Annotated in this window: 18 protein-coding genes; 7 read left to right on the top strand and 11 right to left on the bottom strand. The window is 66.3% G+C overall.

All coding sequences use genetic code 11. From position 1 onward, the window contains the following. Window positions 1–17: 17 nt before the first annotated feature. The 3 genes from H4P35_RS21975 to H4P35_RS21965 form a co-directional block, all read right to left on the bottom strand. Complete coding sequence (locus tag H4P35_RS21975) at window positions 18–1622, bottom strand: hypothetical protein (RefSeq protein ID WP_226849517.1); 1605 nt, start codon at window positions 1620–1622, stop codon at window positions 18–20. A gap of 2 nt (window positions 1623–1624) precedes the next feature. Continuing rightward, a complete protein-coding gene (locus H4P35_RS21970) occupies window positions 1625–2539 on the bottom strand; it encodes a hypothetical protein (RefSeq protein ID WP_226847007.1) in 915 nt (304 codons plus the stop codon). Window positions 2540–2656: 117 nt separating this feature from the next. Further along, window positions 2657–3115, bottom strand: a complete 459-nt coding sequence (locus tag H4P35_RS21965) for a hypothetical protein (protein ID WP_152382488.1) — start codon at window positions 3113–3115, stop codon at window positions 2657–2659. A 265-nt stretch (window positions 3116–3380) separates the two neighbouring features. Between H4P35_RS21965 and H4P35_RS21960 the strand changes: the two genes are divergently transcribed. The 4 genes from H4P35_RS21960 to H4P35_RS21945 are packed head-to-tail and all read left to right on the top strand — an operon-like array spanning window position 3381 to window position 6971. Then, window positions 3381–3965 carry a hypothetical protein gene (locus tag H4P35_RS21960; RefSeq protein WP_226847006.1) on the top strand — a complete coding sequence of 195 codons (585 nt, stop codon included), beginning with the start codon at window positions 3381–3383 and terminating at the stop codon, window positions 3963–3965. Between the two features lie 49 nt (window positions 3966–4014). Further along, complete coding sequence (locus H4P35_RS21955; protein WP_180097911.1) at window positions 4015–4680, top strand: RNA polymerase sigma factor; 666 nt, start codon at window positions 4015–4017, stop codon at window positions 4678–4680. Further along, the gene (locus tag H4P35_RS21950; RefSeq protein WP_226847005.1) at window positions 4680–5300 is read left to right on the top strand and encodes a hypothetical protein; all 621 of its coding nucleotides are present in this window, start codon (window positions 4680–4682) and stop codon (window positions 5298–5300) included. Before H4P35_RS21955 ends, H4P35_RS21950 begins: the two co-directional genes overlap by 1 nt. A 33-nt stretch (window positions 5301–5333) precedes the next feature. Then, on the top strand, window positions 5334–6971 hold the full coding sequence (locus H4P35_RS21945; RefSeq protein WP_226847004.1) for a caspase family protein: 1638 nt from the start codon (window positions 5334–5336) through the stop codon (window positions 6969–6971). Between the two features lie 76 nt (window positions 6972–7047). Here H4P35_RS21945 and H4P35_RS21940 read toward each other — a convergent pair whose 3' ends face one another. The 8 genes from H4P35_RS21940 to H4P35_RS21900 all read right to left on the bottom strand — a co-directional run bounded on the left by H4P35_RS21940 (window position 7048) and on the right by H4P35_RS21900 (window position 19826). After that, window positions 7048–10395, bottom strand: coding sequence for a DEAD/DEAH box helicase (locus H4P35_RS21940; protein ID WP_226847003.1), 3348 nt, complete (start codon window positions 10393–10395; stop codon window positions 7048–7050). A gap of 266 nt (window positions 10396–10661) precedes the next feature. Then, a complete protein-coding gene (locus tag H4P35_RS27235) occupies window positions 10662–12497 on the bottom strand; it encodes a methyl-accepting chemotaxis protein (RefSeq protein WP_304518352.1) in 1836 nt (611 codons plus the stop codon). A 106-nt stretch (window positions 12498–12603) separates the two neighbouring features. Then, window positions 12604–13551, bottom strand: coding sequence for a sensor domain-containing diguanylate cyclase (locus H4P35_RS21925; RefSeq protein WP_180097915.1), 948 nt, complete (start codon window positions 13549–13551; stop codon window positions 12604–12606). 113 nt (window positions 13552–13664) lie between these two features. Further along, entirely contained in the window at window positions 13665–15242 is a 1578-nt protein-coding gene (locus H4P35_RS21920; protein WP_226847002.1) for a serine hydrolase, read from the bottom strand. Between the two features lie 7 nt (window positions 15243–15249). Beyond that, the gene (locus tag H4P35_RS21915; RefSeq protein ID WP_226847001.1) at window positions 15250–16419 is read right to left on the bottom strand and encodes a hypothetical protein; all 1170 of its coding nucleotides are present in this window, start codon (window positions 16417–16419) and stop codon (window positions 15250–15252) included. Further along, window positions 16419–17564 carry a D-alanyl-D-alanine-carboxypeptidase/endopeptidase AmpH gene (ampH, locus tag H4P35_RS21910; protein ID WP_226847000.1) on the bottom strand — a complete coding sequence of 382 codons (1146 nt, stop codon included), beginning with the start codon at window positions 17562–17564 and terminating at the stop codon, window positions 16419–16421. The genes H4P35_RS21915 and ampH overlap by 1 nt, the downstream gene beginning before the upstream one ends. Before the next feature lie 153 nt (window positions 17565–17717). After that, window positions 17718–18632 carry a GAF domain-containing DNA-binding protein gene (locus H4P35_RS21905; protein ID WP_226846999.1) on the bottom strand — a complete coding sequence of 305 codons (915 nt, stop codon included), beginning with the start codon at window positions 18630–18632 and terminating at the stop codon, window positions 17718–17720. A 180-nt stretch (window positions 18633–18812) separates the two neighbouring features. Continuing rightward, window positions 18813–19826: a LacI family DNA-binding transcriptional regulator gene (locus tag H4P35_RS21900; protein ID WP_226846998.1), complete on the bottom strand. Its 1014-nt coding sequence runs from the start codon at window positions 19824–19826 to the stop codon at window positions 18813–18815. A gap of 221 nt (window positions 19827–20047) precedes the next feature. Here H4P35_RS21900 and H4P35_RS21895 point away from each other — a divergent pair, with 221 nt between their 5' ends. From H4P35_RS21895 to H4P35_RS21885, 3 genes are all read left to right on the top strand, one after another. Further along, entirely contained in the window at window positions 20048–21190 is a 1143-nt protein-coding gene (locus tag H4P35_RS21895) for a mandelate racemase/muconate lactonizing enzyme family protein (RefSeq protein ID WP_226846997.1), read from the top strand. Between the two features lie 86 nt (window positions 21191–21276). After that, complete coding sequence (locus tag H4P35_RS21890; RefSeq protein WP_226846996.1) at window positions 21277–22239, top strand: tripartite tricarboxylate transporter substrate binding protein; 963 nt, start codon at window positions 21277–21279, stop codon at window positions 22237–22239. A 197-nt stretch (window positions 22240–22436) separates the two neighbouring features. Further along, the gene (locus H4P35_RS21885) at window positions 22437–23582 is read left to right on the top strand and encodes a muconate/chloromuconate family cycloisomerase (RefSeq protein WP_226846995.1); all 1146 of its coding nucleotides are present in this window, start codon (window positions 22437–22439) and stop codon (window positions 23580–23582) included. Window position 23583 lies beyond the last annotated feature (1 nt).

Here is a 23583-nt window from a genome sequence, read left to right as displayed (position 1 = left end):
GCCCGGCCATCAGGCGATCAGCCCGCATTGCCGTGATACCCAAACCGGAAGCCGCCCAGCACGTAGGTGCGCACGGCCTCGTTGAAGGGGTAGGTGTAGGCCTGCCCCACCACGATCACGTGCGCCACGTTGGCCAGCACGCGGCGGCGCAGCGCCTGGCCGATCGATTCGTCATCGCGGCCGCCTTCCACGCGCGACATCTGCTGGAAGAGGTCGCTTTGCGTGACGCCGTTCTGCATGAACGAAAACGCGGTCCAGACGCAGGCCAGCGTCAGGACCAGCGCCAGGCCCGCGGCCCGCGTCGCGGTGCGTCCCGGCTGCTGGCCGGCGGGCGTGCGCAGCCAGACGATGAGCTTGACGATCAGGTACAGCAGCTTGCCGAAGTGGCCCACTGCGCCCAGCAATGAAAACAGCAGCGCGACCGGCGGCACGATGGCCGCGCGCGCGGCGTCTTGGCCCAGCTGATAATGCTGGCCGCCGCGCGAAAAATCCGCGCTGCTTGCGGAAAAGCGCGGCAGGGCTTCGTCCACCGCGCGGTCCAGCATGCCGTCGTACAGCCGCTTGAAGCCGGCGGCGTCGGTGTAGTTGGGCGCGACGTTCATGGTGGCCGGCACCATCAAGGTCTGGCGCAGCAGCTTCTGCACGCCGGGCCGCGCCACGAAATCTTCGTACGACAGCCCCGGCGGGATGGCGTCGCCTTCGACGTGCACCGTGCGGCTGCGCATCGTTTTCCAGTATTGCTGCGCGACGGCTTCGTTGAAGGTGGCGCGGTCGTGCGGCTGCCAGCCCGCAGGCACGGGAATGCGCTTTCGCACGTCCTGCACCACGCGGCCTTGATAGCGGGCGGGCACGCTTTCCGGGGTCCAGCCGCGGCGCGACAGGTTGCGGCGGTAATCGCCCCAGGCGCGGTCCTGTTCGCGCGCAAGGCCGATGTCCGATGCCACCGGCACGCCCGCGTACCTCTTCCAGCGCTCGGCCACGGACTGCATCACGCTGGTGTAGACCTGGTGATACCCCCGAATGCCCGGCGCCGTCATGCGGACTTCGCGGTCATCGAAGGTGAAGGTCTTCATCTGGCGTTGCAGGTCGGTGCGGATGACCTGCCGCTTCTTGGGTTCGACCTTGTCGTCCAGGTTGTCGATGTTGGACAGCAGCACCTGGAACACTGCCAGGAACGCCTTGCCTTCGGGGCGCGCGTAGACGCCATCGTCGACCAGCCCATCCAGATGCAGGTCGCCCTGCACGAGCGATCGTTGCAGCAGTCCGGCGTTGGTGGCAACGCGGCGGAACTCGCCGTCGCGCGAGTCGACCAGCACGTTCACCATCATCTTGATGGCGCTGAAGACGACCAGCGCCGTCACCACGCAGGCAATGGCAATCTTTAGGTACGACGGCCGGCCGCCGGTGGCAAGCCGCCGCGCCAGCATCAGTTGCAGCACGACCAGCGCCGCGGCGATGCCGGACAGGGTGCGGCCGAAGAATTCCAGTTCCTCGATGTCGTGCGGTGTCGCGCGGCTGCCCACCACATCGAGCAGCCGGGCGTTGAAGCCGAGTTCAAAACTCAGGTAGATGACCGTCAGGACGATCAGGAAGAGGATCTGGCGAATCTGGGCTTGGCGCACGTTCAATCCCTCAGATCCAGGCGGGTCGAGGTGATTTCCTCGTCGGGCAGGTCCAGCTTCGCGGGCGTGCGCGATGCCGTGCCCGAGCGTGCCGGCGCGGGCGTGTCGCCCGCCGGCACGCGTTGCGGGGGCGGTGGCACGACGCGGCCTGCGCTGGCCGCGCCGCTGGCCGTCTGGGTTTGCACCGCTGCGGGAGCGTCGGGGGCGGTGCGCCGGTTCGGCCGGTTGCCGCTGGCGGGCTTTGCCGCCTTGCCCGGCCGGGCGGCCGGCGCGGCGGGCGGCGGATAGACGCCATGCAGCCGGATCGAATCCATGTACCCGGGCGGATACAGCGATTCGTCGGCGAATGGCTTGGCGCGCGGATTCAATCCGGCCACCGCCTTCACGTTGCCGCGGCGCATGCGGCCGTCCTGCGTGTAGACGAAGCGTTCGATCGACGAGCCCTTGGGGAAGTCGAAAGTCAGGGCGCTGCGGTCATCCTGGACCAGCACGACCGGCCGGTCGCGGCAATTGCCCACGTCCCACGACAGCACGTCGGACCCTTCGATGGCCAGCACGCTGTAGCGGTAATCGCAGTTGCGGCGCTGCGTCTCGATCACGACCACCGTGCGCGAGCCGACGTTCTCGGTGCGCGCGATGCGCGCCGATTCCACGTTGTTGATCGGCACCACGCGCTGGTTGCCCGACAGCTTGACCGAGAAGTTCTTGCCTTCGCGCCGCAAGGTGCCCAGCCCGCCATCCTGCAAGGGAAACTGGCCGATCTCGGTGCCGAACAGGGCAGCGGTGTCCACGCCGTACACGAGGTTGCCCCGCGAATTGGTCTTGACGGCGCAGGCGGACAAGCCTGCCAGGAGCAGCAAGCTGGCCGCAAGGCGAAGGAGCAACGAACGGGAATCGGTCAGGCGCATCGACATCATGTTGGAGGCAGAAAAAATTGGCGCCTCTTGGGCGCCATTTTCGTCAAAGCCCTGCAATGTATCGCAAAGTTACAACGTGGGGCCAGACTTGTTTCAATTGCGCGGCGCGGGCGCGCGTCAGTTGGCGGCCTGCTTGAACTCCATCGACAGTTTGACCAGTTCGTGCACGCCATGGCGCACGGCCGACACGCAGCGCGCCGCGATGCCGCGCAGCAGGGCGAGGTCGGGGAGGGTGTCGGGGGCGGCCACGAAGCTCTCCACCGATGCCGACACGCGTGCGGGGCGGTCGGCGCTTTCGGGCGCCAGCGTCAGTTTGATGGCCTTGCAGCGGTTGTTCACGACGTTGATGACCTCCAGGAACTGGTCGCGCGTCAGGTCCAGTTCGTCGGCCTGCACGAAGCTGGGGTAGACCAGGCGCAGGAACTCGGGGTCTGCATCGCTCAAGCTGAAGTACATGATGCCCAGATCGGGATGCTTGAAGACCACGTCGCCTTGATCGTCCTGGCTGGCGACCAGGCCCAGTTCTTCTTGCACGAGGGTCTGGTACAGGGCGGACAGCGGGGTAGGGGTGGACATGTTTGAAGGCTCCGTTCTTGATGGTGGGAAATATCGGCAGGCGGAAGTGGCGGTTTGCGTTCCAGCAGGCGGGGCTGAAAAGGCGAGCCCTTGACCATGGCTACGCGCCGATTCGGAAAAGGTTCGAAAAAAGTTGGGGCGAAGCATAAACCGGAACCCGAAATGGCAATCGCCAAATAAGACCCGAAAAAAAATCGAACCTTCTGTTCGGCCGCGCGTAGCGACAAGTACCGGCCTTCGCGCCTCACCCTCACAAGGAAAGACCATGCAGGACAAAGCACAAGACGTATTGGCGCAGGCCAGGACCCATGCGGCGCGTTGGACGGCGATCGCGGCGCGGCGCGTCAACCGCGGCGACGCGGCGGGCGCACTGCTGTTCCTGCTGGGCACAACGCTCTTTGCCGTCATTACCGTGCGCATGATGGGATCGGCCGCCAGCCTGAGCTTCTACGACATGCTTCGCCTGCAGAACGGCGCCAGCCTGCAGGGCGCAATCGCCGGGCAGGGTGCGGGCGCGGGCGTGTATGCCGTGTTGTGGCTGCTGGCCGTCGCGGGGCCGCTGCTGCCGTCGCTCCTGGAACATCGCGCGGCGCGCCTGGGCTATTTCGCGCCGCTGGCGTTGTGGGCCATTGCGCTGGCGGGCGTGGTTTCGCAAGTGCGGGAAGTCATGGACGCGACGCGCCAGTTCGCGGGCTTCATGGGCAGTTCGCGCGCCAGCCGCAGCCTGGCGGGCGACATGGCGTCCAACCTGTGGAACAGCCTGTCGTTCGGATTCGGCTTCTATCTGTGCGCGGCCATCGCCATCGCCTTTACCGTCCGCGGCATCGCCGCGATGCGCCGCCGCGCTTGATTTTCCGCCCCTGCGCGGCTAAGGTGCCGCAGCTCCCAGAATCCGAATCATGAATACGCTCGATTCCAAGCGTTACGTCATCAATAACGTCGACGCGCTGCTGCGCATCCTGCACGCCGACCCGCGCTACGCGCTGGCGTTTCGCAACAAGGCCGAGCAGCACATCACGCTGAAGCTGCGCAGGAAGTTCTTCAATGCACCGCCGGAAGGCGTGGTGGATGCGTTCAATAACGCGCTCATGAAGTTCCTGCAGACGCGCTCCTTCAAGGACGAAGCCCTGTTGCACGGCCAGCCCGAGGGCGGATGGACGGCGCACGAGCTGGCGGTCAGCAAGCTGGGCGGCTACCTGTACCGCGGATCGCTGCATGAATTGATTCAGATCCATCGCCGCACGCGGCACGAAGTGCACTGGACTGGCCCGCAGGGCAATGAGGAAGGGGAGGACGCGGCGCTCGGCGATGCGCGGCACGTGGCCGATCCTTCCGAGTTCAACGACCCGGCGCGCGCCTACGAGCATCTGTCGATCATCAAGCGCATGCGCGATTGCATCAACAAACTCAGCGACACGCTGCGTACCACCATGTTCCTGTATCTGGACGACATGCCGATGGAACAGATCGCGCGGCAGCAGGACCTGCACGTGCCCACCGTGAAGAGCCGCCTGCACGCCGCGCGCAAGCTGGTGACCGACTGCACGCGTAAAGGAATGGACTGATGATGCCCGAAGACCGAGTGCTGGCCTATCTGTCGGGCGACATGGATCCGGATGCCCGCCGGTCCTTCGAAGCGGACCTCGCGCGCGATCCCGCGCTGCGGGCAGAGCTTGAGGCGTGGCGCAACCTGGCACAAGCCCGCCAGCTGGCGCACAACGAGATCGGGCAGGCCGAGCGCGATGCCGCCTTTCTGCGCGCGCTAGCGCAGCAGCGTCCGCGGAACGCGCCAGCCTCCCGCGCGCGCCGGCTGTGGCAGTGGCTGTGGCCCACGCCCGCCAGCCCCTTGATGACATTGGGCTGGGCGCTGGCGATCGTGCTGTCCGTCATGGTGGCGCAACGGGCGCCCGTCGGTCCGGACGCTGGCGGCGCGGCGCCCGATGCGGTGCTGACGCGCGGGGGCGCCTCGTGCCCGCGCCTGGTGGTGGACCTGCCCGACGGGTTGACCGCCCGGCAACTGCGCAACACCCTGTCCCAGTACGCCGTGTCCATCGTCGACGGCCCCGACGCCGATGGCCGTTACGTCCTGGCCGCCACGCGCGAGTCGTCGCTGCGAGATGCCGCGGCGGCGCTGGGCGCGCTGTCCGCCACGGCAGCGCCGGCCGGCGCCTGCCCCGCCCCTTGAAGCCCCCCTTTGAAACCCCGTTCGCGAACCCTCATGAAGCGCATCGACCCACCCGCCCGTGCCAGCGCACCCATTTCGCGCGCACACCCCCTCACGCGGCGGCGTCTGCTGACGGCGTTGCTTGGCGTCGCCCTGAGCGGCGGACCGGCGACCGCCGTGTGGGCGGCCGGCAGCAACGCCAGAGGGCTGAACAATCGGAACATGGTGGACGACGACCCGCCGCCGTCCGCCGCGCCGTCGAACCCGCCCGCCACGCCCGCGCCGGCGCCGGATGACGGCCCCGCCGCCAGCGCGGCGGCGTCCAACGCCGAATCCAATGCGGCCTCCCAGGCGGACCGCGAGGCGGCGTCCAATTCCACGGCTGCCCGGCGCCGTTACGCGCTGGTGATCGGCAACGCCCGCTACGCCGTGCCGGCCAACGCGCTCGTCAACCCGGTCAACGACGCGCGCCTGATCGCCGAGGCGCTGCGCCAGCGAAGCATCGATGTGACGCTGCTCACGGATCTGACCACCGCGCAGATGGAAGCCGCCGTCGACGAATTCGCCGATCGCGCCGCAGGCGGGGATCTGGCGCTGATGTACTTCGCCGGACACGCTGTCGCCGTTGACGACGTGAACTATCTGTTTGGCGTGGATCTGCCGTTGCCGCTGGGCGACGTGCGCATCCGCACGGCGCAGCAAAGTTCGCTAAGCCTGAGGCGCGTTTCGCAGGCGCTGCGGCGCGCCAACGTGCGCGCCCGCCTGATGGTGCTGGACGCTTGCCGCACCAACCTGACGCGCGGCACGCCTGCCGCCGGGCTGGTGCATGCCGTGCCCGCGGGCGGCGAGCTGATCGCGTTTTCGACGCAGCCCGGGGCGACCGCCGAGGACGGCTTCGGCAATCAAGGGCCGCGTCACAGCCCTTATGCGTACTACTTTGCGCAGGGCCTGCGCGCGCTGCCCGCCACGGCGCCCGTGGAAACCTTCTTCAAGCAGTTGACCGCCGACGTGCAGGTGGCCACCGCTTACCGGCAGATTCCGCACTACGCCAGCAGCCTGGTTGGCACGGTGACCTTCACGACGCTGGCGGACGGGCAGACGCCCGCGACGCCCGGCGGATCCGGCGGCCAGACCGCGCAGGGCCGCGGCCCGTCGCCCACTCTGGGCCGCGACCTGATCAAGGCGCGCATGAGCGCATGGGAATACGAGATCGAGCGGGGCGCCCAGTACGTGGATGAACCCCGGCTCGCGTCGCTGCAGGCGCGCGCCAAGGCGGGCGACGTGGTCGCCATGACCACCTTGGGCCTGATCGCCGAGAACGGCGAGCACGTGCAACAGAACTACCCCGTCGCCGCCCGCTGGTACCAGCGCGCCGCCGACCAGGGCTTCGCACCCGCGCAGACCTACCTGGGCGAACTGACCGGCATGGGCCGCGGCGTGCCCAAGAACTACGCCGTGGCCGAACGCCTGTTCCGCGACGCGGCCGAGGCGGGACACCGGCGCGCGGCCCTGGACTTGCTGGACGTGCGCGCGCGCATGGGCGAACCGATCGACCCGCGCGAATGGGCCCGGGTGCTGCAAGACGCCGCGCTCAATCCCGTGGGCTTTCCGATGCCGGGCGGGGCGCCCATCCAGGGTCTGCCGGACATGCCGTGGATGCGCGCGCTGGGCGTGCGTCCCGGCCAGCCTTGAGATTCGTGCACTGGGTCAGACGGCACGGTCGTGCTTTCGAGCAGGGGCAAGAGGGCGGTGACGTTTGAAAACTACGCTACCGCGATGCGAGTCTGAAGCTGAAGCGAGGGCGTGCGGGCGGTGGCGATGTCGCCCCGTTCTCTGCTGCCGACGTGCAAGAAAGGTCCGGAATCTTTGCCGCAAGCACCGAGAAGTTCCGCCTTTGACTCCAGGCTTGCCGGTCGCCAATGACGTAAAGGCGGCTTTTCGCTCGGCTGACTGCCACGTTGAGCAGATTCGGCTTTTGCGCGGCCCAGTCCTTGGCGCCGTGGTTCTGCGGGTTGCCACCCAGAACCAGGATGACGACGTCGGCTTCCTTGCCTTGGGTCGTGTGGATGGTGCCAGTTCTCTTGGTACTGAGTCCGAATTGCTTGGCCAGGCCGAAAAGTTCCTTTGCGCAGTCCTTGAAGGGGGAAATAAGGTAAATATCCTCCGCGGGAACGCCCTCCTGCTCGGTTAACCGGTTCACCAGATCGCGTGCCGCCGTTCCTTCGTTTGGAACCCAATGGCCATTACTCGTATCCGACCGCACATCGATCCAGTGACACGCTGGGTAGGATTTCTGCGTGACCGCCTTCCCCTGGACCATCAGGCCATCGTAGGCGATCTGGTTGCTGATCGAGAACATGGGGTCATCGCAGCGTCGGTGGACGCGCAAGGGAGAACCAACCCAGATTTTCTCCATGGCCTCATCGGGCAGCCAGGTGCCCATGGTCATGGTCTGATCGGCTAGGCGCTGAGCAGAGGTGTCGCCGGGCCACCAGGGTTTTCCCACGCCGAAGTGCTTGGCGAGCGCGCCTTGCAGCCCTGTGGGTAGCGCCAGTACAGGTTCAAGCTGGTTGGGATCCCCTACAACCACCGTTCGGCGCGCGCGCCAGATTGCACCGGCCGCCTGCTGGGGCATTGCCTGGCCGGCTTCGTCAATCAGGAGCCAGCCGATGGCTTCGCTGGATACCTGCTTGAACATGCGCGGCAGGGATGCGAACGTTGTCGAAAGCACGGGTACTACAAGGCACAGACTGTCCAGGGCCTGCTGCGCCATTGCTTCGGGCATGTTCTTGCCCGTCAGCCAGTCCGCAGCCAGCCCTAAATTGGCGAGCATTTCGGTTGGATGACGTTCAATGAACGCCCGATGGACCGCCAACGCCGCGAGAAACAATTCCTGGCGCGCTTGTCTCCAATCGGACGTCGCCCATGGCGAGGAGAGTTCGCGGACGGCATCTTCCGCGTGATACATGGGCCAGGCGCTGCCGAGCGTTTGCTGCGCCTGTTCCAGCTGGCGCTGCGCCTGTTCGGCGTCCGATAGCGCTGGGGCGTGCATGTGTCGAGCATGTGCTACCTCGCTTTCAACTTTGCTGATGCGAGCGTCAGCCGCCTTGTGTTTGGCGTTGAGGCTGCGCAGGTCGCCATTGGCTCGCGCGTGGGCAGTCTCCGCTTTGACGTGAATGTCCGCGAGGACCAGGCGCTGGTTCCACCACTGCCGGTGCGCTCGGCCCAAAGTGGACAGCCAAATCAGAAATCCCGGTTTGGCGGCATCATGCCGTTCGAGGTTTCGGTTGGCGGCCTCAAGATTGCCGGCGAGCTCATCGAGCTCCTGCTGCTTGCCGGATTGCGCTTGTGCGATGATCTCCTGCTCGCGCCGGATTGGTTCCAGTCCCTCGATACCACGGCTTGCGGATTCCGCCAGTTGCGTGGCGAGCGCTTGAAGGGAGTCCGCTTTCGGGCGCAATGCGTTGGCGTCAATCAATGCCTGCCGCAACCGGCCTTCCTCACGCTGCGCGGATCGAAAGCGCTCAACCGCCGCTTCCCAGTTCAGAACGGGCGCGCGGGCTTTGTTTTTGATGCGCTCCAGGTGATAGCGCAGCCCTTCGTCACCATAGGCGAAAGGGATCTCATCGGCGTTCAGGCGTGGCGATCTCTCTGTGGGCTCCGACGGCTTTTTCCACCAGAACGCAGACAGGAATTCCGAACGGTTGCCTTTCGAGCCCAGCCGGGCTGCGAGCAGTCCCCACGCGGGCTTGCCCAGCACGGTCGTGGCCAGCATGGAGTAGTGGTCCGGGCGGGTCAATGCGGGAGTAGATAAGGTCTTGGCGACGCTTTGGGGCACCGCGCTGATGCCGGGCAACTCCAAAGAAATATTCTCCACGGCGCCATTGTTGGCCGAAGCGACCACGATGGCGTGGCCACACAACGATGGGTGCAGGGTGTAGTGGCTGACGTAGGCGCCGCCGAGCTTAGCTGTCTGCTTAACGCCAAATGCCTTGTCGCCCGCCGCCACCAGCTTTGCCGCGCGGGCGGTGACTACGGCAGCCACTACGTCGCGCAGCAGCGTCGTCTTTCCGGTCCCCGGTGGTCCATTGACCGCGAAGATTCCGGAATCGCCAAGTTTTTGCCATAACTCGTTGACCGCCAATTGTTGGCTGAATGCGAGCGGAAATTCTGAAGGCCAGCTACCTTCCGGCATGCGGTCCGGACTCAGCGCGTCAAATGCAGCTTGCACGCCGTCCTTGCTGCGGACATCGATCCTGGCATTCTGCGCGCGCAGGCCGGTGCCGATGTACTCGCGCAGGCCCGCTCCATAGCGTCCTTGTTCCCACGCGTCGGAAAGTGCCTTGAGGTCGTCCACGAAGAAACTGTTTAGCAAACCGTCGCTTTGGATGACGGTATGGTCGGGAGAGTTCGGGTTTTCTTCCTTTTTGGGGCGCTTGATCTGACTGCACTTCGCGACGTAAGCCGTCTGGATCAATTCCAGGGGGAACACGCAATAGTCCGCGACCCTCAATGTGAACGCGTCGAACCAGGAGTGTCCTGGCGGTGTTTTTTCCTGGTGCAACCGGTCCGCTTCGTTAATGAGCCATTGTGTGAGCCGGCCGCTGAGTGCGTCGAATGCGTGAAATCCCGTCTGGGGAGTCGGGGTGCCTTCTTCGGCGGGAGGCAGAGTGCTGGAATCGGTTTCACCGCCGCTTTCCAGCACGGCGATGCCGTCCCGGTAATGCAGGATCTGTCCGGCGGACCAACACGCAAGCGACAAGGTGAAGCTCTGAGCAAGCGGGTAGCCCTCCTCGTCGAAGCTCAGGTCGAAGAGGCGGCCTTCGCCGGCGGGGCGGCCTTCGCTGAAGACATCTTCATGCGCGCCGATCTTGTCCTCGATCTTTTTGCATAGCTTGCTGATGTCATACAGCCCGCACTGCAATGTGTAGCGCCACATATGCTCGCGGCGGATGAATCTGGCCAAATGAGCAGGGAGAGCCCATGGGAACTGCGCGACGGTCGAGGGAATTTTGTAGACGGGCGCAGTCTTGTGGAAGCGATCGACTTTGTCGATTTTTTGGGGAATGCACGCTTCGATGGCACGCCAGAATCGAAAAATGGTATCGGTCTGCACGGATCTTCATTAAGGCGAGGCGCTGCCGGGAATGGCGCCGCCGATGGAACGGGGAGCAAGCTCGAAACGCGGCGCGCTCGTAAGACTAAGTGTTGCCAATAGTAACTGCATTGCTGCTTTCTCGCAGAACCTCACTACCGACGATGCGCTGCAAGGGGGCCAAAACGCACATCGGGCCTGACACCCAGAAGGATGGCAAGCCCGATGTGTCCGATGATTGGTGGGCGACTTGGGCCTGAACTGCGCGGCAAGTCAAAGCCTTCCGATCAGAAACTCTCCCAATCGTCATTCGACTGCGCAGGCTTGCGATCGCCCGGCACGCGCAGCGGCGCTTTAGGCTGCGCGGCAGGCTTCGCCTCGGCGCGGCGGGGCGACGCCGGTTTGCCGGCCGCCGCCGGGCGCGACGCGCTGGGCTTGGCCAGCGCGCGTTGCGGCTTGGCAGGCGGCGGCGCAGCTGGCTCGGGCTGCGTCTCGCGCGCCTGAACAATGTGCGCCTGAGCGGGGCGCGCCTGCGCAATCTGCGCGTGCGCCACGGGGCGCGGCGCTTCGTCTTCGGCCAGGCGGAACACGCTGACCAGCTTCACCAGCGTCGCGGCCTGGGCGTTCAGGCTGTGCGCGGCCGCGGCGGATTCTTCCACCAGCGACGCGTTCTGCTGCGTGGTCTGGTCTAGCTGGTTGATGGCGTCGCCCACCTGCGAGATGCCTTGTCCCTGCTCATGCGCGGCGGCGCCGATTTCGGCAATCAGATCGGCCACGCGGCGCACCTGGGTGACGATGTCGTTCATCGTGCTGCCCGCCTCGCCCACCAGGTTGGAACCGGCTTCGACGTTGCCGACGCTGTCGCCGATCAGTTGCTTGATTTCCTTGGCGGCGCTGGCGCTGCGCTGGGCCAGTGCACGCACTTCGCTGGCCACGACGGCAAAGCCGCGGCCCTGTTCGCCGGCGCGGGCGGCTTCGACGGCCGCGTTCAGCGCGAGGATGTTGGTCTGGAACGCGATGGAATCGATGACGGCGATGATGTCGACGATCTTGCGCGAACTGGCGGAGATGGCGTCCATGGTGCTGACCACGTTGCCGACTACTTGGCCGCCGCGCGCGGCGGCTTCGCTGGCCGAGCCGGCCAGGCTGGCGGCCATCTGCACGGACTCCAGGTTCTGCTTGACCGCCGCGTTCATTTCTTCCATCGAGGCGGCGGTCTCTTCGACGTTGGCGGCCTGCTCTTCGGTGCGCTGGCTGAGATCGGTATTGCCGGTGGAGATCTGGGTGGCGCCCGTGGCGATCGATTCGCTGGACTGGCGCACCTGGCTGACCAGTTGCGCCAGGTTGGCGCGCATGGCGTCCATGTTGGCGAGCACGCTGGTCTGGTCGCCGTCGCGGCGCTGCACGCGCACGGCGAGGTTGCCCTTTGCGACTTCCTGCGCGATCTGGGCCGCGTAGGCGGGTTCGCCGCCCAGGCGGCGCATGACGGAACGCACGAGGCCCAGGCCCAGGATGCTGCCGATCAGCGCGCACAGCACGATGAGCGCGGTCAGCGTCCAGAACGTGCGTTCGACTGCCGCGGCGGCGTCTTCGGTATCCAGGCGGGCCAGCTCTTCCTGGCGCTTGGCCGCTTCCATCAGGATATTGCGCGCGGCCACGTGCAGTTCGGCCGAGTCCTTGTGCAGCACGGTCATCGCGGTCGGATCGTTGCGGTCGGCCAGTCCCTTCACGTCGTTCACGGCCGCCTTGTAGCGGGTCCAGGTGTCGGCCAGCTTGCCGCCCAGGGCGCGCAGGGCAGGGTCCTGCTCCTGCTGTAGGCGGTCACGCGCTTGCAGCACCGATTTCTCGGAATCGTCGTTCAGGCGCAGTTCGTTCTGCCGGGCTTGCGGATCGGTGTTCCAGATGTAGACGTACATGCGCCGGAAGTGCGTGGCGCCTTGGCGGGCGGCGTCGACGACGACGCGCAGCGGCATGACGGTTTCCGTGTACATGGCGCGCTGCTTCTGGCTGATGCTCCAGAGCTGCTGCATGGCGATGGCGCCGACGGCCACCAGCATCAAGATGAAAAAAAGCACCAGTGCAGTCAGGCTGCTCCGGAGAGAGAGATTTCTGAGTTTGGACATGATGGGCACGCGACGGGGGCGCGGAATGCGCCCTCCACCCGGCCACTACAGCACGTTTTGCTGCACTGCAATACGGGGAACTACGGGTGAAAAAGGCGGATTGGCGCTATTGGCCCACCTGCACATGCTCCACGCGGTTGCGCCCGTTGTTCTTGGCCAGGTACAGCGCCTGATCCACGCCCTTGATGAAGTCGGCCGCCGTCACCGGGCCGGCCGGCGACACCGTGCCCGCGCCGGCGCTGACCGTGACGCGCCTGCCGTGCGGCGACAGCGCGTGGACGATGGCCTTTTTCTGAAGCTGGCGCTGGCAGCGTTCGGCGACTTTGCGGGCGACCTCGGCGTCGGCCTCGGGCAGCAGCACCACGAATTCCTCTCCGCCGTAGCGCGCAACCAGGTCGCGCGGCCCGTCCAGCGCCAGGCTCAACGTCTCGGCGATTTCGATCAGGCACTTGTCGCCCTGCGTGTGGCCATACAGGTCGTTGTATTGCTTGAAGAAATCGACGTCGAAGAGCAGTACCGACAGGGGCTGGCCCTCGCTGCGCGCACGCTCCCATTCCAGTTCGAAACTGCTGTCGAAGCGCCGGCGGTTGGCGATGTTGGTCAAGCCATCCTTGAAGGACAGCACCTCCAGCTCTTTCTGCAGGCTCAGCAGCTTTTCCTCGGTCTTCTTGCGTTCGGTGATGTCGAACATGAAGCCGATCAAGGCCTCGGGCTCGCCGCTTTCCGTGCGCACGACGTGAACCACGTCGCGGATCCAGACGTACCCGTTGTCGCGAGTCAGCGCCCGGTAGTCGGCCTCGTGGTCGATGCCGGCCTGGGACTGCGAGACGCAGAAGTTCACCACGTACTCGCGATCCTCGGGGTGCATGCGCATGGCCCAGTCCTCGACGCTGACCCAGCTGTCGGCGCGCCAGCCCAGCAACGCTTCGATCTGGGGGCCGATGTAGGCGAACTTCATGGTGGCCCAATCGATCTTCCAGGGAATCGCCTTGGTCGATTCCAGCAAAGTCCTGTACACCGCGTTGTCGTTGAGAAGCGTGCTGTCGTCGGCCATGCTCGATCCTTCGTGGATTCCGATGAACGGGCACTTTAGCCCGAAGCGTGTGTTGGCGGGAATGGGGGAACGCGATCCGGGGAATGTCGACATTCGACCCGCGCCCACCCGCTTTACTTGCGGACCCAGCGCCCCAATCCGGCGCCATCGTAGTACTGGATGTCAAAGCCCTGGGCCCGGCCCTGGTCCATCTTGAAGACAATCGATGCGCGCGAGCCGATCATTTCGGCTTCGCCGGCCGGTGAAAAGGCGAACGTGTCGCCGTCCCAGTGGCTCACGGGAAAGCGCATGTCCTTGGGACCCAGCACCAGCGTCAGCGCGCCTTGCGCCTCCTCGATTCGGGCGGGGCCGTAATAGGGGTTGTCGAACGTGCCGGCGTATTGCGGCAAGGCTTTGGCCGCGGCGGGCTTGGCGGGGGCGGCTTTCCCGGTCAGATCGGCCTGCGGCTCGAACAGCACCTTCATGGCGCCGTGGTACGCCGCAAACCAGTCGCGGCTCGGCTGGCCGTACAGCGCGGTGTCGATGAATGTGGCCGCGACGGCTTCGGCCGCGCCCACCGGCGCGCCATTGGTCAGCACGACGATGCCGATGCCGGCGGAAGGCACGATGCGAAACGTCGTTCCCGTGCCCACCAGGAATGCGCCGGAATGTCCCATCGACGGCCGTCCGCCCGTTTCCGTGTTGACGTTGAATCCATAGCCATAAAAGCCGGAACGCGCACCCAGATCGGGCGCGCGCGCACTGAAGGCCTGAGGCGACAGCGCTGGCAGCAACGCGCCGGGGGCGGCCAGCGGCTTGCCCTGGTGCTGCCCGTTGGCCAGCAGCAGCTTCAGCCACTGCGCCAGATCCACCACCGTCGAGGACACGCCGCCCGCGGGCGCCTGGGCATCGGCGTTGCGCTGGCCCGCCTGCACGAAGCGGCCGTTCTGGTAGGCATGCAGCAAGGCGCGATTGACATGGGCCTCGAAGGCTGCATGGCGGTAACTCGTCGAAGCCATGCCCAGCGGCTTGAACAGCTGTTCGTCGGCAAGCTGCTCCCAGGGTCGTCCCGCTGCCTTGGCCACGGCCTCGGCGCCTATCGTGGTGCTGAAGTTGGCGTAGTGGTACGACGTGCGAAAGGGGGTGAGCGGCACGAGGCGCAGGCGCGCGATGACGTCGTTGCGGGAAAAGCCCAGGTCTTCCAGATCGTCTCCCGCCGTGCCCGGCAGCCCGGTGCGGTGCGCGAAGAAGTCGCCGATGGTGGCGTGTTCGGACACATAGGCGTTGCTGAGCGCAAAGCCAGGCAGGTGACGCGACACGGGGTCGTCCCACGCCACCTTGCCCCGCGTGATTTCGATGGCCGCGACGGTTGCCGACAACGACTTGGAGATGGACGCGATCTGGAACACGGTGTTGGCATCCACCGGCGCTTCCTTGCCGGCTTCGCGCGTGCCGTAGCCTTGCGCCAGCACGGTCTTGCCGTCGATGACGACGGCCACTGCAAGGCCCGGCACCTGGCTGCGTTTCATGATGTCCGTGACGATGCCGGGCAAGTCCCGCACGGCGCGTTCGCGGCTGCCGGCCGGGATGGCGACCGCGTCCGCCGGCGGGTAGTCGGCGCGGGTAATCGGCACCGGCTGCGACCCGGCCGGCATGGCGCCGCCCAGGGCCAGAACGATCGCTGCGGTGATGCGCGTGATGGTGTTGTTCATGTCGGCCTCAGAATCCTGCCTGGTAAGCAATGCGGAAAACGCCCTGGTTGATGCGCAGGGCCTGGTCACGCTGATGCGTCAGCCCAACCTGCACGATCAAACCCAAGGGCGTGACGTAGGTGACTGCGCCCGATACTCCCCAATCCGTGCCGTCCAGCAAGCCATGCCGCGCCAGTGTCTGGCCGCCGCCGGTCAGCTTGCGCGCGGCGGCTGTCGCGGTAACCTGCCAGCGGTCACGAGACAACGACACTGAGGTTACGCCATTGCCGTTGGCGACCGGCGCGCCGCGAAAGGCGCTGGAGTAGGTGACTTCGTTGAACCAGTTCAGGTGCCATGCGTTGCCCAGCGGCGTGTCGTAGCTCAGGCGGGCCGATACCGTGTTGGCGCTTTTTCCCTGGTCCGGATCCAGGTGCAGCCGGCCGGCGTCCACCCCGCCCGAGACGCCCGGCAATCCGGGCAGATCGCGAAAGTCGTACGACACGACGAATGACCTGAGCTGGTCGCTGAACAGGGGCGGTTCATCGGGCCCGAGCAGGCCGCCGTCCAGGCTGAACCGGCGGTTCATGGCGGTGTTGTCGCGCTTGAACAGGATGACGGCGACCGAGTGCGCGCCGCGGCCCGCGGTGTCCAGGGTGTAGCGTCCGCCCACACCGATCGAGCCGCGGAATTCCGAGTTCTCGTTGAATCCCGAATACAGGCCGTCCACGACGTGCCAGGCGTCGCCAAATCCCAGGTCCATCTTGCCGCCGTACAGCGCGTAGTTGTCGGCGGTGTAGGCGGCGAAAAGGTTGTCCAGATTCACGCCCAGATCGGAAAAGGCATTGTCCTTGATGTCGTGGGTGGACGAGTTGAAGGTTGCCTTGGTCCGGACCGAGAACGCCCGCGTCAGTTGCAGCACCAGCGCCGCCTCGGCCGTCGGTTGCACGCTGCTCCAGTGCGAGCGAGGCAGCTGGCCGTTGTCGTCCCGCACGCCAAAAAAGCCCGTGTAGCCCGTCATCAGCAGAAATCTGCCGTTCAGGCGCGGATACGAGTCGTCGCCGCCCGACAGGTCGCTGTAGGGCGTAAGGAAAATTTCGGTCTTGAATATGTCTCGCGCCTGCTGCGCCCACGCGCCCTGCGCGGCCAATGCCAGCAGCAGCGCCGCCGCGGCCAGGCGCGGCGCACAGAGGCGCCGCATCACCGGCCCAGCTCGGCCGCCAGTTCGCGCACCTGCGCATGGACGTGGTTGAACATCCCGAAGTTCACCCGGCTGGCGACGACGAACACGCCCAGGTCGCGGTTGGGCGACAGGACCGCGTAGGACATGAAGCCGCCGATGCCGCCGCTCTTGCCCAGCAGAAACGGCGTGCCGTTGCGCGGCAGGGTCACCACCCAGCCCAGCCCCATGCCGTCGCCATCCGTGACTTCCGTGCCCACGACGGACTTCAGCCCGTCGTACGGCAGCCACATCGTGTGGGCCAGGAGCGCGGCCTCGCGGGCTTGCCGGGCGCCATCCAGATGCCAACGCATCCAGCGCACCATGTCGTCCGCCGTGGCATAGATCCCCGCGCTGGCGTACATGATGTCTGGCGCAACGGCATTGGGATCCGGCTTGTCGAAGGGATCCAGACCGGTCATCAGGCGTTTTTTCTGCGCCTCGGTCAGCACGTTGGTGGCGTCGGTCATGCCGGCGGGCTTGAAGACCTCGTTGGCGAGCACGGTTGAGTAGTCCGCGCCGCCCGCCTTGGCCAGCGCGTCGCCCAACAGGCCATAGCCCAGATTGGAGTACAGCGTGGTGGTGGCCGGCGCATAGGCCGGCTTGTGGGTGCCCATCCACTTCCAGTAATAGGCGCGGTCGAAGGCGTTGAACGGGTTGTCGGAGGGCTTGGCGTCGGGATCGGGCAATTCGCGTGGCAGGCCGGCCGAATGCGTCGCCAGGTCCAGCAGCGTGATCGGCCGGCCGTTGGCGTCGACCTTGGCATGCTCGGGTGCGTACTTCGCAAGCGGATCGGTCAGCTTGAGCTTGCCCTTGGCCGCCAACGACGCAAGCACATCGCCGGCAAACACCTTGGACACCGACGCGATGCGGAAGATGGACTGGCCGTCGGGTTCGACGCCGCTGCCGGGCGCGGTCTCGCCATAGCCCTGCACAACGACGTCGTTGCCGCGCACCGCCGCGATGATCAGGGCGGGCGCGCCGGCGTTCAGGTAGAGCTGCATGCCGGCCATGGAAACGGCATCCTGCAGGGCAAGGTCGGTTGCCCGGGCCGGGCCCGCGCCCAGTGCGCAGGCGGCGCTCAAGGCAAGAAGGGAGATGCGCGGCAGAAGGCGGGACGTCAGCATGCGGTTCTCTCGGAGTGGCGCGGCTGGGGGTGTCCCATCCGCCTGCCGCGATGATCCCAAAATCCGCCTGCGCAGCCATCTGCGCCAGGACGAAACAACATTCCCGCGTGATGAATGGCATATTGGGCGGCGCCGCGACCGGCAAACCCGGGCTCAAAGGCCCATGCGTTCGCGCAGCGGCTTGCGATAGGCGCGGGACACGGGCCAGGCGTCGTCCACGGCCCGCATCCGGATCTGCCACTTGTCGACGCTTCTGCGGTCCACGTCCATGACATGCAACGCGTTCGCAATGGCGGTGCGGTGCACCCGGAAGAATGTCTGCTCGGGCAGCAGCGTCGACCAGACGCCGAGCGCGCGCGAGTCCAGCACCATCGAGCCGTCCTCGAGCCAGATTTCGCTGTAATTGCCGGCCGAGCGCACGCCCACGATGGCCTCCGGCTGCACGCCGCGGACCACGCCGCGCATGCTCAGGTACACCACTGACGCGGCAGGGTTGCCCAGCGGCGCACGGGTGCGGCCGCTGCCGTACTTGGCCTGACCAATGAGGTTCGCGCATTGGTACAGGGCGCCGACCTCGGCGGCGGACCAGTGCCGGTGGCGCAACGTGGTGTCAAAGCCGATGATGCCTTGCAGCTTGCCGTCATGGCAGACCGGTACGCTCAGCACGCTCTTGTTGCCCTGGCGCTGGAACTCGGCCTGGATGGTGCGCGCGGTGCGGGGCAGGTCGTTGACGTCGTGGATGGCGACTGCCTGGCCCTTGACCATGAAGCGGTGCAGCCAGGCGATCAGCGTGGTGGGCACATCCTGCAGCTCGGCGACGAAAGGGGCGGTCTGGCCACGGCACCATTCATGCGTATTGCGCAGCCGCAGCATGTCCGGGCGGTACTCGATCATCCAGGACCGGTCGATGTCCGAGGTTTCACCCATGTAGGCAAGCTGCTCGGAGATCGCATCGTCCGCGGGCAGCTTGAGCAGGCTCATTGCGCAGTGGTAGACCCATTGCGATGACGGGTCCGGCTGGAGCAGGGTGACGGGGTGAGTCTGGTATTGGCCAACATCATCCTTCACGGGCGGATCCTCTTGAGGCGGCAAGGCGCATCGGGGGCGCGCTGTCGGACGCGCGCGGCTCGGCGGAATTCTCCTACCGGCGGCGCGGCATGACAACCGCCTGCCGCGGCCAGGTGCCCAGCCAGGTGTCTGACACCCTTCGGAGATGATCGTCAGCTAGTGGCTGCGTCTCAACGGGTGTCAGACACCTGGCTGCGTTGTGGCACAGCCGCCCGTCGACTCGCGTTCGACGATCTGGAAACCCACGTCGACGATGCGTTCCTGCGTGCTCTCGCCGCGGCAGCGCGCCATCAGGATGCGCGCGGCCTGCGCGCCTATGTTCGCGCCGTCGACCTGCACGGTGGTCAGCGACGGCGCCAGGTGCGCGGCGAAGTCGGCGCCGCCGAACCCGCAGACCGCCAGGTCCTGCGGCACGCGCAGGCCGCGCACGCGCGCTTCGGTCAGCACGCCCTCGGCAAGCGCGTCGGCGCTACAGAAAATGGCCTGCAGGCCGGGCGCCTTGTCGAACAGTTCGGCGGCGGCGCGCCGGCCGGACGCCACATTGCTGGGCGCCGGCACCACGGCCGTGGGCACGTCGTGGCCCAAGGTTTCCAGAAAGCCCGCGCGGCGCACGGCGGCGCGCTGGTCGTCGCCGGTTGCCAGCCCCACGTTGCGCCATCCCTTGGACAGGAAGAATTCGGCCACGGCGTTACCCACCCGCCGGTGCGAAAAACCCACCAGCATGTCGAGCGGGTGCGCGGTCAGGTCCCAGGTTTCGACGACGGGGATGCCGATTTCGCGCAGGCGGTGCGCGGCCGGTATGTCGCTCAGCAGGCCGGCGACGACGACGCCGTCGACCCGGCGTCCCGCCATGGCATTGAGCAGGGCTTCTTCGCGGCCGCGGTCATAGCCCATCTGACCCAGGATGAGCTGGTAGCCGTCGCGGTCGAGCTCGGCGGTCAAGGCTTCGATGGTGGGCAGGAACTGCGGCACCGAGATGATCGGGACCAGCGCCGCGACGGTGTGGCTGCGCCGCGACTTCAGCCCGCCGGCCAGCAAGTTCGGGATGTACCCCGTTTCCGTCACGGCCTGCTGGACTTTCGCGATGGTGGCCTCGGAAACGCGCCCCGGGTTGCCGAGCGCGCGCGATGCGGTGATGAGCGACACGCCAGCGGCGCGGGCGACGTCATGCAGGGTGATGGACTTGGGCTTCATGGGATGGAAGGATAGTACGGGTATGTACGGATCGCGGCGCGGCTTGCCCTGAATTTTGGACAACGTTATCATGACCGCCAGCTGCCACGTTCTCATCGCCGCCAGCAAGGCTCCGCATCCCGGCGCTTTTTATTTGGCCGCGAATGACAACGTTGTCCATTGGCTTGGACATCCCGGCGCCTGCTGCCCGCAATGCCCATTCAAGACACCTGGAGACTCCCATGACCGCCCCGATCCCCGCCGACCGCATCGCCTGGATGCGCATCTCGTCCTGCTATCTGCCGCTGGCCACCCCGATCAGCGACGCGAAAGTGCTGACCGGCCGCCAAAAGCCGATGACCGAGGTCGCGATGCTGTTCGTCGAAGTGCAGACCGAAAACGGCGACGAAGGCATCGGGCTCAGCTATTCCAAGCGCGCCGGCGGCCCGGGCCAGTTTGCCCATGCCAAGGAGATCGCGCCCGTCCTGATCGGCGAAGACCCCAGCGATATCGGCCGGCTCTGGACCAAGCTGTGCTGGGCCGGTGCGTCCGTGGGCCGCAGCGGCCTGTCCACGCAGGCCATCGCGGCGTTTGACGTGGCGCTTTACGACCTGAAGGCCCGGCGCGCCAAGCTGCCGCTTGCCAAGCTGCTGGGCGCCTATCGCGACTCGGTCGCTTGCTACAACACGTCGGGCGGATTTCTGCACACGCCGCTTGAACAACTGCTTGTGAACGCCAGCGCGTCGCGCGAGCGCGGCATTGGCGGCATCAAGTTGAAGGTCGGTCAGCCCGACCGCCAGCTCGATATCCGCCGCGTCGAAGCCGTGCGCAAGCACCTGGGCGACGACGTGCCGCTGATGGTCGATGCCAACCAGCAATGGGACCGGCCGACGGCCCAGCGCATGTGCCGCATCTTTGAACAATTCGACCTGGTGTGGATCGAAGAGCCGCTGGACGCCTACGACCACGAAGGCCACGCCGCGCTGGCCGCCCAGTTCGACACGCCGATCGCCACCGGCGAAATGCTGACCAGCGCGGCCGAGCACAGCGAGCTGATCCGCCACCGCGCCGCCGACTACGTGCAGCCCGACGCCCCGCGCGTGGGCGGCATCACGCCGTTCCTGAAGATTCTTTCGCAGGCCGAGCAGGCCGGCGCGATGCTGGCGCCGCACTTCGCGATGGAGCTGCACGTGCACCTGGCCGCCATCTACCCGACCGAACCGTGGGTCGAGCACTTCGACTGGCTGGAGCCGCTTTTCAACGAGCGGCTGGAGATCCGGGACGGCCGCATGCTGGTGCCCAACCGGCCGGGCCTGGGCATCTCGCTCAGCGATCAGGCGCGCGCCTGGACGCGTGAAAGTGTCGAGGTCGGCAAGCGGATCTGATCCATTTCCTGTTCCCGCCGCGGGCCTTGCGGCGGGACGCATGCAACACCACCGGCGCGACAGACGCCATCCCAGAGGAGACTCGCATGAAAAAATGGTTCACCACGCTCGCACTTGGTCTGGCCGTCACGGCGTCGGCCCAGGCGCAGAATTGGCCGGCCAAGCCCGTCACGATGATCGTGCCGTTCCCGCCAGGCGGTTCGACGGACCTCATCGCCCGCACGGTGGCGCCCAAGCTGCAGGAAAAGTTTGGCGCCACCTTCGTGATCGAGAACAAGCCCGGCGCGGGCGGCACGCTGGGCGCGGGACAGGCCACGCGCGCCGCGCCCGACGGCTACACGATCCTGGTGTCGTCGCTTGGGCCCTTCGTGATCGGCCCGCATCTGGTCAAGGATCCTGGCTACGACGCGCTCAAGGATTTTGAATACATTACGGTGGCCGTGCAGGCGCCCAACGTGCTGGTGGTCAACGCCAACTCGCAGTTCCGCGACCTGAAGGGCGTGCTGGCGTACCTGAAGGCCAACCCGGGCCGCATGACGTTCGCCTCGGCGGGCAACGGCACTTCGGACCACCTGACTGCCGAACTGTTCTGGCAAGAGACCGGCACGCAGGCCACGCACGTGCCGTACAAGGGCGGCGCGCCCGCCATCGTGGACCTGCTGGGCGGCCAGGTCGACGCCAGCTTCAGCAACATCAACACCAGCCTCACGCACATCCAGTCGGGCAAGCTGCGCGCCCTGGCGGTCACGAGCGCGAAGCGTTCGCCCCTGCTGCCGGATGTGCCGACCATGGAAGAGTTGGGCCTGAAGGGCGTGACCGTGACGTCGTGGCAGGCGTTTGCCGGTCCCAAGAACATGCCCGCCGACGTTCGCGACAAGCTGCGCGGCGGCATCGTCGAGGCGCTGAACGACCCGTCGGTCAAACCGCGTTTGCTGGAACTGGGCTTTGAGATCGTCGGCAACACGCCGGCAGAATTCACCAAGTTCCAGGCGGACGAGTTTGCCCGGTGGAAGAAGGTGATCGAAGTGGGCAAGATCACGGCGAATTGATCTTGCCCGGGGGCGGGGGAGAAGACTGCTTCCAGCCCGATATAACCCGAAAAGTATCGGTATCCGGCCCCGTTCTCCTGAGACGGGGCTTTTTATTTATGCCTTGAAGGTATCAATTCGGATTTTCAAAGTATTGGACGCGCAGAGTCGCCGGCTCTTATAAACGCCGTGTGACCACCTCTTCTACACCGCCGTCCATGCCTGCAGCCTTCATCGAACGCATAGAAACCTCTCTCGTCGACCTTCCCACCATCCGCCCGCACAAACTGTCGGTGGCCACGATGTATGGCCAGACGATGATGCTGGTGAAGGTGTTCTGCAGCGACGGCGTGATGGGCATTGGCGAAGGCACCACCATCGCCGGCATGGCGTACGGCCCGGAAAGCCCCGAGGCCATGAAGCTGTCGATCGACGCGTACTTCGCGCCCGCCATGATCGGCCAGGACGCCACGCGCATCCAGGCGCTGATGGCGCACCTGGGCAAGCTCGTCAAGGTCAATCACTTTGCCAAGAGCGCGCTGGAGACCGCGCTGCTGGATGCGCAGGGCAAGCGCCTGGGCGTGCCGGTCAGCGAACTGCTGGGCGGCCGCCGCCGGGACCGACTGCCCGTGGCCTGGACGCTGGCGTCCGGCGACACCACGCGGGACATTGCGGAAGCCGAACAGATGCTGCAAGAGCGCCGTCACCGCATCTTCAAGCTGAAGATCGGCGCGCGCGATCCGAAGACGGATATCGAGCACGTGGCCGCCATCAAGCGCGCGCTGGGCGACCGCGGTTCGGTGCGGGTCGACGTGAACATGGCGTGGAGCGAAACACAGGCGGCCTGGGCGATTCCGGCATTGGCGCAGGCGGGTTGCGAACTGGTGGAGCAGCCGGTGGCCAGCGCCGCGGCGCTGGCGCGGCTGGTGCGCCGGTTCCCGGTGGCGCTGATGGCCGACGAGGTCCTGCAAGGCCCGGACACCGCGTTCGAGATCGCGCGCCAGCACGGCGCCGATGTCTTCGCGATCAAGATCGAGCAGAACGGCGGCCTTTTTGCGGCGCAGCGCGTGGCGGCGATTGCCGACGCGGCGGGCATCGAACTCTACGGCGGCACGATGCTGGAAGGCGCGGTCAGCACGGTGGCGTCGGCGCAGCTGTTTGCGAGCTTTGCCCAACTGCAGTGGGGCACGGAGCTCTTCGGCCCCTTGCTGATCACCGAGGAAATCCTGACGCAGCCGCTGGACTACAGCGACTTCGAGCTGACCGTGCCCGCCGGCCCGGGTCTGGGCATCACGCTGGACGACGACCGCGTCAAGCGCTTCACGCGCGAGGGACTGGTCAAGGTCACGAACAAGAAACACTGAA

Source organism: Achromobacter sp. 77 (assembly GCF_020541125.1).
GTDB classification, from domain to species: domain Bacteria; phylum Pseudomonadota; class Gammaproteobacteria; order Burkholderiales; family Burkholderiaceae_B; genus Achromobacter; species Achromobacter mucicolens.
Note: the sequence above shows the minus strand (reverse complement) of the source record. Positions and strands in the feature narration are given on the sequence as shown.

Bases quoted from the DNA above. Each gene is read 5' to 3' on its own strand.
- H4P35_RS21970 (WP_226847007.1), bottom strand. From the start codon at position 2,539: ATGATGTCGATGCGCCTGACCGATTCCCGTTCGTTGCTCCTTCGCCTT.
- H4P35_RS21965 (WP_152382488.1), bottom strand. From the start codon at position 3,115: ATGTCCACCCCTACCCCGCTGTCCGCCCTGTACCAGACCCTCGTGCAA.
- H4P35_RS21960 (WP_226847006.1), top strand. From the start codon at position 3,381: ATGCAGGACAAAGCACAAGACGTATTGGCGCAGGCCAGGACCCATGCG.
- H4P35_RS21955 (WP_180097911.1), top strand. From the start codon at position 4,015: ATGAATACGCTCGATTCCAAGCGTTACGTCATCAATAACGTCGACGCG.
- H4P35_RS21950 (WP_226847005.1), top strand. From the start codon at position 4,680: ATGATGCCCGAAGACCGAGTGCTGGCCTATCTGTCGGGCGACATGGAT.
- H4P35_RS21945 (WP_226847004.1), top strand. From the start codon at position 5,334: ATGAAGCGCATCGACCCACCCGCCCGTGCCAGCGCACCCATTTCGCGC.
- H4P35_RS27235 (WP_304518352.1), bottom strand. From the start codon at position 12,497: ATGTCCAAACTCAGAAATCTCTCTCTCCGGAGCAGCCTGACTGCACTG.
- H4P35_RS21925 (WP_180097915.1), bottom strand. From the start codon at position 13,551: ATGGCCGACGACAGCACGCTTCTCAACGACAACGCGGTGTACAGGACT.
- H4P35_RS21920 (WP_226847002.1), bottom strand. From the start codon at position 15,242: ATGAACAACACCATCACGCGCATCACCGCAGCGATCGTTCTGGCCCTG.
- H4P35_RS21915 (WP_226847001.1), bottom strand. From the start codon at position 16,419: ATGCGGCGCCTCTGTGCGCCGCGCCTGGCCGCGGCGGCGCTGCTGCTG.
- ampH (WP_226847000.1), bottom strand. From the start codon at position 17,564: ATGCTGACGTCCCGCCTTCTGCCGCGCATCTCCCTTCTTGCCTTGAGC.
- H4P35_RS21900 (WP_226846998.1), bottom strand. From the start codon at position 19,826: ATGAAGCCCAAGTCCATCACCCTGCATGACGTCGCCCGCGCCGCTGGC.
- H4P35_RS21895 (WP_226846997.1), top strand. From the start codon at position 20,048: ATGACCGCCCCGATCCCCGCCGACCGCATCGCCTGGATGCGCATCTCG.
- H4P35_RS21890 (WP_226846996.1), top strand. From the start codon at position 21,277: ATGAAAAAATGGTTCACCACGCTCGCACTTGGTCTGGCCGTCACGGCG.
- H4P35_RS21885 (WP_226846995.1), top strand. From the start codon at position 22,437: ATGCCTGCAGCCTTCATCGAACGCATAGAAACCTCTCTCGTCGACCTT.